The sequence below is a fragment of the Micromonospora sp. NBS 11-29 genome (genome assembly GCF_002140155.1).
Taxonomy (GTDB): Bacteria; Actinomycetota; Actinomycetes; order Mycobacteriales; family Micromonosporaceae; genus Micromonospora.
In genome coordinates this window covers 185,887-196,462 of record NZ_NAPR01000007.1, presented here as the reverse complement: position 1 = coordinate 196,462, position 10,576 = coordinate 185,887, and the positions used below count along the sequence as shown (strand labels likewise).

General features: G+C 73.5%; 7 protein-coding genes and 1 pseudogene. 6 read left to right on the top strand and 2 right to left on the bottom strand.

From position 1 onward, the window contains the following. Window positions 1–191: 191 nt before the first annotated feature. From B1205_RS32730 to B1205_RS11180, 4 genes and pseudogenes are all read left to right on the top strand, one after another. Window positions 192–1,748: pseudogene (locus B1205_RS32730) on the top strand (FkbM family methyltransferase); the annotation flags it as partial. Beyond that, entirely contained in the window at window positions 1,691–2,443 is a 753-nt protein-coding gene (locus B1205_RS31250) for a condensation domain-containing protein (protein WP_140158014.1), read from the top strand. The pseudogene B1205_RS32730 and the gene B1205_RS31250, both read left to right, overlap by 58 nt. Continuing rightward, window positions 2,389–2,832 (top strand): acyl carrier protein, encoded by a 444-nt coding sequence (locus B1205_RS11185; protein WP_089155548.1) that lies wholly within the window; start codon window positions 2,389–2,391, stop codon window positions 2,830–2,832. The genes B1205_RS31250 and B1205_RS11185 overlap by 55 nt, the downstream gene beginning before the upstream one ends. Beyond that, window positions 2,829–4,001: a trans-sulfuration enzyme family protein gene (locus tag B1205_RS11180; protein WP_089155547.1), complete on the top strand. Its 1,173-nt coding sequence runs from the start codon at window positions 2,829–2,831 to the stop codon at window positions 3,999–4,001. Before B1205_RS11185 ends, B1205_RS11180 begins: the two co-directional genes overlap by 4 nt. A gap of 4 nt (window positions 4,002–4,005) precedes the next feature. On the opposite strand, the gene B1205_RS11175 is transcribed toward B1205_RS11180, so the two are convergent. Then, a complete protein-coding gene (locus B1205_RS11175; protein WP_089155546.1) occupies window positions 4,006–5,445 on the bottom strand; it encodes a cryptochrome/photolyase family protein in 1,440 nt (479 codons plus the stop codon). A 49-nt stretch (window positions 5,446–5,494) separates the two neighbouring features. Continuing rightward, the gene (locus B1205_RS11170; RefSeq protein WP_254909860.1) at window positions 5,495–6,001 is read right to left on the bottom strand and encodes a winged helix-turn-helix domain-containing protein; all 507 of its coding nucleotides are present in this window, start codon (window positions 5,999–6,001) and stop codon (window positions 5,495–5,497) included. 216 nt (window positions 6,002–6,217) lie between these two features. On the opposite strand from B1205_RS11170, the gene B1205_RS11165 reads away from it, so the two are divergent. Both B1205_RS11165 and B1205_RS31245 read left to right on the top strand, forming a co-directional pair. Then, window positions 6,218–10,132: a S8 family serine peptidase gene (locus B1205_RS11165; RefSeq protein ID WP_441338467.1), complete on the top strand. Its 3,915-nt coding sequence runs from the start codon at window positions 6,218–6,220 to the stop codon at window positions 10,130–10,132. Beyond that, window positions 10,129–10,576: carboxypeptidase-like regulatory domain-containing protein (locus B1205_RS31245; RefSeq protein WP_254909858.1), on the top strand; the 448-nt coding region annotated here is incomplete at its 3' end. The genes B1205_RS11165 and B1205_RS31245, both read left to right, overlap by 4 nt.

Genomic DNA, 10,576 nt, shown 5'->3' with positions numbered 1-10,576 from the left:
ACGGCGACCGCCTGGTCGCCTACGTCCGGCCGTTCACCGGGCGCGCGTTCGACCTGGACCGGGTGACCGGGATCAACCCGCACGAAACCCGCTACCTGTACGACGAGATCTTCCGGCAGCGGGTCTACCTGCGCGACGGGATCGTGCTGCGGCCCGGCGCGACCGTGCTCGACGTGGGCGCCAACATCGGCATGTTCTCGCTCTTCGTGCACCAGGTGTGTCCGGACGCGACGATCCACGCGTTCGAGCCGGTGCCGGCCGTGGTCGAGGCGTTGCGGCGCAACGTCGCCGAGTTCGGCGTGCCGGCCACAGTGCACGCGCACGGGTTGTCCCGCACGACCGGCGAGGTGTCCTTCACCTACTACCCCGGCTACTCGATGATGTCCGGGCACGCCGCGTACGCCGACCCGGACGCCGAGGTGTCGGTGATCAAGCGGTACCTGGCCAACGAGCGCGACGCCGGGGCCGCCGAGCGGGACGTGCTGCTCGACCGGGCCGACGAGCTGCTCGCCGAGCGCTTCGCCGGCCGGGAGCTGACCGTGCCGGTCCGGCCGCTCTCGGCCGTGCTGGACGAGCTGGCACCGGAGCGGCTCGACCTGCTGAAGATCGACGTGCAGCGGGCCGAGGCGGACGTGCTGGCCGGGCTGGACGACCGGCACTGGCCGCTGGTCGCGCAGGTCGCGATGGAGGTCCACGACGCACCGGGCACCGCCACCGCCGGCCGGTTGGCGGAGCTGGTGGCGATGTTGGAGGCGCGCGGCTTCACCGTGCTCACCCGGCAGGACGACCTGCTGGCCGGCACCGACCGGCACACCCTGCACGCGGTCCGCCCCGACTACGCGGCCACCGGCCCGGCCCCCGCCGAGCCCGCTGGCGACACGTCCCGCCGCACCCTCCAGGAGTGGCTGGCACAACAGCTCCCGGCGCACCTGGTGCCGGCCGCGGTGGTGGTCCTCGACGAGCTGCCGCTGACCCGCAACGGCAAGCTGGACCGGGCGGCGCTGCCCGCGCCCCGGTTGGACCGCCCGGCCGGCGACCCGGCGGTCACCCCGGCGAACCGGGCCGAGGAGATCCTGGTCGAGGCGTGGCGTGAGGTGCTCGGCGTGGCGTCGTTCGGCGTGACGGACAGCTTCTTCGCGCTCGGCGGCGACTCGATCCGCAGCATCCAGATGCAGGTCGCCGCGCAGAAACGCGGGCTGTCGTTCCAGCTCAACGACGTCTTCACCCATCAGACGATCCGTGACCTCGTCGCACACGGCCGGATCACGCTGGACGGCGTGGTCGCCGAGCCGGCCGGGCACGACGCCCGGTTCGCGCTGGTCGACGCCGCCGACCGGGAGCTGCTGCCGGACGGGCTGGTCGACGCGTACCCGATGACCGCGCTCCAGCTCGGCATGGTCTACCACGGTGAGCTGACCGGCGACCCGGCCGTCTACCACAACGTCACCGCGCACGAGGTGGCCGCGCCGCTGGACCCGGCGGCGCTGCGCCGGGCGCTGGCCGTCCTGGTGGACGCCCACCCGGTGCTGCGGACCGGGTTCGCGCTCGGCGCGTACGCCGAGCCGTTGCAGCTCGTGCACGCCCGGGTGCCGGTCGAGCTGCCGGTGACGGACCTGACCGGCCTGGACGCGCAGGCCCGCCGGGCCCGGATCGACGCGCTGGTGGCGGAGGAACGCCGCCGTCCGTTCGACTGGGACCGGCCGCCGCTGCTGCGGCTGCACGCGGTCCGCACCGGCGGCGACGGGTTCACCCTGCTGGTCGCCGAGCACCACGCCGTCCTGGACGGCTGGAGCCTGCACCTGTTCCTCACCGANTGCTCGCCGGGTACGACCGGGAGCGGGCCGGCACGCCCGCCGCCGCCGACCCCGGCCTGCCGTTCCGGGAGTACGTGGCGGCGGAGCGGGCGGCCCTGGCCGACCCGGCGACCCGGCGGTTCTGGCGCGACGGCGCCGGGTCCGCGCCGCCGCTGCTGCTCGGCGGCGCGCAGCCCCGGACCACCACCACCCAGCGGGTGCCGCTGCGACCGGGGACCACCGAACGGGTGGCGCAGGCCGCCGGAGAGGCCGGGGTGCCGGTGAAGTCCTGGCTGTTCGCCGCGCACCTGCGGCTGATCGGCGAGCTGGCCGGCCGGGACGACGTGGTCAGCGGCCTGGTGGTCGGCGGCCGGCCGGAGGGCGACGGCAGCGCCGCCACGCTCGGGCTGTTCCTGAACACGCTGCCGGTCCGGCTCGCGTTGGGCACCCGGTCGGTGGCCGAGCTGGCGGTCGGGGCGTGGCGGGCCGAACGGGAGCTGATGGGGCACCACNCTTCTTCAACTGGACCCACTTCCCGCCGCGCGAGGCCGGTGGCGGCAGCCGCATCGTGGACAGCCGGGGCGTCACCGTCGACGTGGCGTTCAGCCTCGCCGTCGACGCCGAGCTGGACGCCGGCCGGCTCGCGCTGATGGTCCAGTACGACCACCGGCACGTACCGGCCGAACGGGTGGACGCGCTGGCCGACGGCTTCCGCCGGCTGCTGGCGACCGACCCGGCCGCGCCGCTGCCCCCGGTGGCCGGGTCGGCGCCACCGGCCGCGCCGGGGACGGAGGCCGGGTGGGTGCCGGAGGACGTCGGACGGGAGTGGGCGGACCGGGTGGCGGCGGCCTGGCAGGAGGTGCTCGGCGCGGTGCCCCGCGACCCGGAGGTCGACTTCCACACCGCCGGCGGCGACTCGCTGCGGGCGCTGCGGCTGGTCACCGTGCTGCGCCAGCGCCACGGCAGCGACCTGACGCTGCCGGAGTTCACCGCGCTGGGCAGCTACCGGGCGCTGGTCGAGCGGGCGGCGCGCGGATGACCGGGTTCGGCACCGCCGCCGTGCACGGCGACGACGGTCTGGTCCCCGGTGGGGCGGTCGCGCCGCCGATCGTGCAGAGCGCCACGTTCAGCGCGGAGTCCGACGAGCGGTTCACCGAGATCGCCACCGAGGCGCGGGGCAACGCGTTCTACACCCGGTACGGCAACCCGAACCACGCGCAGGTGGCCGCCGTGGTCGCCGAGCTGGAGGGCGCGGAGACCGGGTTGGTCACCGCGTCCGGGATGGGCGCGATCAGCACGGTCGCGCTGGCCCTGCTCGCCGCCGGCGACCACGTCGTGGTGCAGCGCAGCACGTACGGCGGCACCACCTCGCTGGCCACCGGGCTGCTGCCGCGCTTCGGCGTCGCGTACACCCAGGTGGACCAGACCGACGCGGACGCGTTCGCCCGGGCGCTGCGGCCTCAGACACGGCTGGTGCTGGTGGAGACGCCGAGCAACCCGCTGCTGGAGTTGACCGACCTGGCCGCCGTGGTGGCGTCCGCGCACGCGGCCGGCGCGCTGGTGGTGGTGGACAACACGTTCGCCACCCCGGTCAACCAGCGTCCGCTGGCCGCCGGGGCGGACCTGGTGTGGCACAGCGGCACGAAGTTCCTCGGCGGGCACTCCGACGTGTCCGCCGGGGTGGTGGTCGGCGGCGCGGAGCTCATCGAGCGGGTGTGGCGCACCGCGATCGTCACCGGCGCCACGCTCGGCCCGGTCGACGCCTGGCTGCTGCTGCGCGGCCTGCGGACGCTGCCGCTGCGGGTGCAGCGGCACAACGACAACGCGCTGGCCCTGGCCGAGGCGCTCCAGGACCATCCGGCGGTGGCCCGGGTCCGCTACCCCGGGCTGCCCTCGCACCCCCAGCACGCGCTGGCCCGCCGGCAGATGACCGGCTTCGGCGGGGTGCTCGGCGTCGAGCTGGCGGCCGGCCGGGCCGGTGCGGCGGCGCTGCTGGCCGGTCTCCGCCTGGGCAAGCGGGCGGCCAGCCTGGGCAGCGTGAGCACGCTGGTGGTGCACCCGCGTTCGATGTGGGCCGGGATCGTGGACGCCGAGCAGCTCGCCGCCACCGGGATCGGCGAGGGGCTGGTCCGCGTCTCCACCGGCATCGAGGACACCGCCGACCTGGTGGCCGACTTCCTCGACGCGTTGGCGGGAGCGCCGGGCTGACCGGTCAGGGTGCGTCGTCGCCGCGCTTCTCCTCCTGCGCCAGCACCGCGTCGCGACGCCTCGGATCGGTGCGCTCGGCCAGCGCGGCGGCGAGCCGCGGGTCACCGGCCAGCCGCTCCCGGTTGCGGTGCAGGAACGCCTCGAAGCCGCCGGTGTACGGGCAGGCGTCGTCGCCGAGCGTCTCCTTCGGCACGTACCGGCAGCCGGCGCAGGGGGCACCGGCGCGCTCCAGGTGCGCGCCGTCGAACGCCCACGGGTCGGTGTCGATGCGGGCCAGGTCGGCGTACTGGCTCATGCCGATGACGGTGGCGTTCATGATCCAGTCAGTGCCGTCGACGAAGCTGCGCCCGAACCAGTCGGCCAGCTCGGCCGGGCGCCAGCCGCGTTGCAGGCCGTAGTTGCCGAGCACGGTCAGCCGCGCGGTCTGTGGCGCCCAGCCGGTGTCCCGCACGCCGGCCAGCACACCGGCCAGGCAACGTGCCTCGACCGCGTCGGCGTCGAGCCGGTCGAACCACTCCGGCAGCGGCCGGTTGGCGGCGAGCCAGCCGGCGCCCCGGAAACGCGGCCCGAAATACCAGTAGAGCTGCCACAGGAACTCGCGCCAGCCGAACAGGCCGCGCACGAACCGGTGCACCGCCGCCGGGGGCGCGGTGCCGTCGCGGCCGGCGCGCTCGGCGGCCCGGATCGCCGGCTCCGGGTCGAGCAGGCCGAGGTTGAACGAGGACGACAGCACGCTCTGCGCGAGCAGCCCGTCGGCGTCGCCGAGCAGGCCCTCGGTGCCGGCGTACGCGGGCAGCCGGTGGTCGAGGAAGTGCCGCAGCCGAACCTGCGCCTCGGCGTGCGTGGCCGGGTAGCGGCGCGGGCCGTCCCGACCGACGAACCGGATTCCCTCCACCTGCCAGCGGTCGAGGTCGCGGCGGACCTGCGCGTCGATGTCGTCCTCGACGATCGGCGGCGGTGGCGGCACGTCGACCGGGGGCCGGCGGCGGGGCCGGCGGGGCGGCGGGGGCACGTCCGCCAGCACGCCGTGCCGCTCCCGCGCGTACCGGTAGAAGTCGGCCATCCGCAGCCGGCCGCGCCGCCGGTCCGCCCAGGCCGCGAAGTCGGCCCGGTCGGTGACGAATCCGCGCGGCGGCAGCACGGTCAACCCCTCGACGGTACGGGCGAAGGCCAGCGCCGCCCGCGACGGCGGGTGCACCATCTCCACCGGTTCACCCAGGTCGGTGAGCGCCTGCCGGAACGTGTCGGCGCGCACCAGTCGGGCCCGGTCGCCGAGTTCGGCGGCCCGGTGCCGCAGCGCCGACAGGATCAGGTGCGCCTTCTGCCGGTGCAGCCGGCGGTCGGCGAACAGCGACCGCGTCTCCACCAGCAGGACGCGTTGCGCGTCGTCGTCGAGGAAGTGCGGACCCAACTGGTCCGCCAGGAGCCATCGCCAGCGTGACATGTCCCGGTACTGCCCCTTTCGCGCCGATCTCAATCCGATGTGGACGACCTCAGCCGCCCCGGACCCGGGGTCGGCGGTGGTCGGTCAGCCGCAGCCCGACGCCGCGTACCGCGACGACGGTGACCCCGGTGCCCAACCCGTCCAGCTTGCGGCGCAACCGCTTGACCAGGGACTGCACGTCGGCGCGGCGCTGCGCCGGCGCGTCGTGCCAGACCGCGTGGTGCAGCTCGGCGTAGCTCCACACCCGCACCGGTTCGGCGGTCAGGCAGGTCAGCAGGTCGCGTTCCAGCCGGGTGAGGGAGACCTCCCGGTCCCCCCACCGCGCGGTGGACCGGGCCGCGTCGATCACCAGCGCGCCGTCGGCGGGCGGGTCCGGCGCAGGTACGGCCACGTCCGGACCGGGCGCGATCAGCTCGCGCAGTTCGTCCAGGTCGGCGACCAGCAACAGCGGCGCCACGCCGTCCAGCAGCTCGGTCAGCCGCAGCCGCTCGGCCGGGGAGGGCGTCACGCCGATGACGAGCGAGAAGGGGTGCTCCGCCGGCTCGTCCGTGGCCACGCCACCCCCCAACCGTGACAGTCACTGTCAACCGGCCACCGATCGAGGAACCCGTTGGTGACAAGTTGCTCACGTACGGTCATTGATCGCCCTCTGGTGTCGATCATAGTGTCCACTCAGGTGGCCGGCGTAGACCCGCACGGCGCCTAGGGGGCCTGGGGGGTTCGTTCAAACCGGTGTGACCAGTCGGGAGCGCAGTCTCCTGGCCCTTCTGTCATGGGCTCGACCCACCGCGGGTCATCGGAGGAGGCAGCACCGATGCTGAGACGTCCACATCGACGGGGTCTGGCCGGGCGGCTGGTGAGCGCAGGCGCCGCCCTGGTGCTCGCCGCGACCGCGCTGGCCGTCACCGGCGCCCCCGCGCAGGCCGGCGCGAACGCCGACGACAAGATCCGCCCCGAACTCACCCGCCAGCTCCAGGGCAAGAGCGAGGGCGACTTCTGGATCCACTTCGCCGGCCGCGCCGACCTGGGCAAGGCCGCCGCGGTCAAGGACTGGGACCAGCGCGGCACGGCCGTCGCCGCGGCGCTCAAGAAGACCGCCGCCGACAGCCAGGCGAAGATCCGCGCCGAGCTGGACCGCTCGGGCACGTCGTACCAGACGTTCTGGGCCACCAACGCCATCAAGGTCAGTGGTGGCTCCCTGACCATGGCGCAGAACTTCGCCGCCCACGCCGAGGTGGACGGTCTCTACGCCCCGGTCGAGTACTCGCTGCCGAAGACCACGCCGGGCGCCGACGAGAAGGCGACGAACGCCCTGGAGTGGGGCATCGCCAACATCAACGCCGACGACGTCTGGTCCCAGTACGGCGTCAAGGGCGCCGGCATCACCGTGGCCAGCATCGACAGCGGGGTGCAGTTCAACCACCCGGCGCTGGTCAACGCGTACCGGGGCAACAACGGCGACGGCACCTTCGACCACAACTACAACTGGTACGACGCGGCCGGCGAGTGCGGTGACGGGCCGTGCGACTCCGACGGCCACGGCACCCACACCATGGGCACCATGGCCGGTTCGGACGGCGCCAACCAGATCGGCGTCGCCCCCGAGGTCAAGTGGATCGCCGCGAACGGGTGCTGCCCGACCGACGCCGCCCTGATCGCCTCCGGGCAGTGGATGCTGGAGCCCACCAACCTCGACGGGCAGAACCCGGACGCCAGCAAGCGGCCGAACATCATCAACAACTCGTGGGGCACCACCCAGCCGTCCAACGAGCCGTTCATGGAGGACGTCACCAACGCCTGGACCGCCTCCGGGATCTTCGGCGTCTGGTCCAACGGCAACAAGGGCCCCGGCTGCCAGACCAGCGGCTCACCGGGCAGCCTGGTGAGCAACTACTCGGCCGGCGCATACGACATCAACAACAACATCGCCAGCTTCTCGTCCCGGGGCACCGGGCAGAACGGCGAGATCAAGCCGAACATCTCCGCCCCCGGCGTGAACATCCGCTCCAGCGTGCCGAACAACACGTACGCGAGCATCAGCGGCACCTCGATGGCGGCGCCGCACCTGGCCGGCGCGATCGCGCTGCTCTGGTCCGCGGCGCCCAGCCTGGTCGGCGACGTCACGGCGACCCGCGCGCTGCTGAACGACACGGCGGTCGACAAGGCCGACACCCAGTGCGGCGGCACCGCGGACGACAACAACGTCTACGGCGAGGGCCGGCTCGACGCGCTCGCGCTGCTCGCCGCCGCCCCGATCGGGGACAACGGCACCCTGGCCGGCAGAGTCACCGACGCGGGCACCGGCGCCCCGATCGCCGGCGCCACGGTCACCCTGAGCGGCGCGGCCGACCGCACGCTGACCACCGGCGCCGACGGCACGTACTCCTCGCTGCTGCCGGCCGGCGACTACCAGGTCGCCGTCTCCGCCTTCGGGTACGCGGCCCGCACGGTCTCCGCGACCGTCACCGCGAACACGACCACCACGCTGAACGTCGCGCTCACCGCGGTCGCGAGCGTCACGGTCAGCGGGCAGGTCACCGACGGGTCCGGGCACGGCTGGCCGCTGTACGCCAAGGTGAGCGTCGAGGGCACGCCGATCTCCGACTACACCACGCCCGCCACCGGCCGCTACAGCCTGAAGCTGCCGGCCGGGTCGACCTACCGGCTGAAGGTCGAACCGCAGTACGCCGGCTACCTGACCGTCACCAAGGAGGTCACGGTCGGCACGGGGAACTCCACCGCGAACGTCGCGGTGCCGGCGGACCCGGAGAAGTGCACCACCGCCCCCGGCTACACGGTCAGCTCCGACGGCGAGTACGAGACGTTCGACGGCACCGGCGTGCCGGACGGCTGGACGGTGGTGGACAACGCCGGCACCGGCCAGGTCTGGGAGTTCACCGACGCCGGCGAGCGCGGCAACCTCACCGGTGGCAGCGGCCACTTCGCCATCATCGACAGCGACAACTACGGCAGCGGCGGGCGGCAGGACACCTCACTGGTCAGCCCGGTCGTCGACCTGACCGGCGTGACCGCGCCGGTGATCCGGTTCAACCAGGACTACAACTGGCTCAACAGCGACCGCGCGGACGTCGATCTGAGCCTCGACGGCGGCACCACCTGGAGCAACGTCCTCCGCCAGGCGACCGATGTGCGGGCCAAGGTGACCGAGGTGCCGATCCCGCAGGCCGCCGGCAAGTCGCAGGTGCGGGTCCGCTTCCACTACTACGAGGCGAGCTGGGAATGGTGGTGGCAGGTCGACAACGTCCTGATCGGCAGCAAGCTCGTCTGCAAGCCGGTCGACGGCGGTCTGGTGCTCGGCCACGTCCGCGACAAGAACGACAACGGCTACGTCAACGGCGCCACCGTGACCAGCAAGGACCGCCCGGCGGAGAAGACCACCACGGTCGCCACGCCGGACGACACCGAGCTGCCCGACGGCTTCTACTGGTTGTTCTCGTCGCTGACCGGCACGCACCCGTTCACCGCCAGCGCCGGCAACTACGTGAGCCAAACCAAGCAGGTGGACGTCGAGACCGACTGGGCCACCTCGGCCACCTTCCAACTCGCCGCCGGGAAGCTGTCGGTGCAGCCGACCTCGCTGACCGGCACGGTCCGGATCCCCAGCGGCAAGGTCAGCAAGACGTTCACCGTGACCAACACCGGCGGGGCCCCGGTCGACGTCGAGTTCTCCGAGCGGGACGGCGGGTTCGTGCTGCAACGCGCCGACGGCTCCCAGTTGTCCGAGCAGGCGCTGCTCGGCTCGACCGGCGCCCCGGCGCAGCGGCTGACCGCGGCGACGTCGTTCGCGGCCCGCTCGTCCGGCAAGTCGTCCAGCTCGGCCACCCCGGCGGCCGCTCCGCAGGCGGACCCGTGGACCGCCGTCCCGGGCTACCCGGCGAACGTGATGGACAACCGGGTCGTCACCGTCGACGGCAAGGTCTACTCGATCGCCGGCGGCGACGGCACCACGTCGAGCGCGAAGAACTACCGGTACGACCCGGTCGCGCAGTCCTGGTCCGCCATCGCCGACCTGCCGGGCGCCCGTAACGCGGTGACGACCGGCGTGATCGACGGCAAGATCGTCGTCACCGGCGGCTGGGGCGCCGCCGGCCCCGACGGCGGCACCTGGTCGTACGACCCGGCGGCGAACACCTGGACGCCGAAGGCGGCCAACCCGGCGCCACGGGCGGCGGCCGGTCAGGCCGTCGCGGACGGCAAGCTGTACGCGATCGGCGGCTGCACCACGGCAAGCTGCACGCCGATGTCCAACTCGGTGGTCCGGTACGACCCGGCCACCAACGCCTGGGAGACGCTGCCCGCGTACCCGAAGTCGGTGGCGTTCCTGTCCTGCGGCGGGATCGACGGCACCGTCTACTGCACCGGCGGCAACGACGGCACCACGTCGCAGAAGGTCGGCTACGCCTTCGACCCGAACGCCAACGCCTGGACCGCGATCCCGGACGCGCCGGCCGACAGTTGGGCCGCCTCGTACGCGGTGGCGAACGGCAAGCTGCTGGTCGTCGGCGGGTCGCAGGGTGGCGCCATCNCGCCAACGCCCCCCGGTACCGGGGCGGCGCGGCGTGCGGCTTCTACAAGATCGGCGGCTCGTCGGGCGGCTTCACGGCCACCAAGGACAGCGAGGTCCTGCCCGGCTTCTCCGAGTGCGCCGCGGGCGCGGCCGACGTGAGCTGGCTGACCGTCGACAAGTCGAAGGTGACGCTGGCGCCCGGCGCGAAGGTCACGGTCACGGTCGGCATCACCGCGAACGTCGACCAGCCGGGCACGTACTCGGCCTCCATCGCGATCAAGGAGAACACCCCGTACACGGTGCCGCCGGTCGCGGTCACCATGATCGCGCAGCCGCCGACCACCTGGGGCAAGCTCTCCGGCACGGTCACCGGCAAGAGCTGCCAGGGCGCCACGGCACCGCTGCCGGGCGCGACCGTCCAGGTCGACTCCTGGGCCAGCTCCTACACGTTCACCACGGACGCCGACGGTCGGTACGCCTACTGGATGGACCGGCGCAACAACCCGCTGACGGTGATCGTCGCGAAGGACGGCTGGAAGCCCCAGACCCGCCAAACGAAGATCAACAGCACCACCCCCACGGTGGAGGACTTCACCCTCTCCC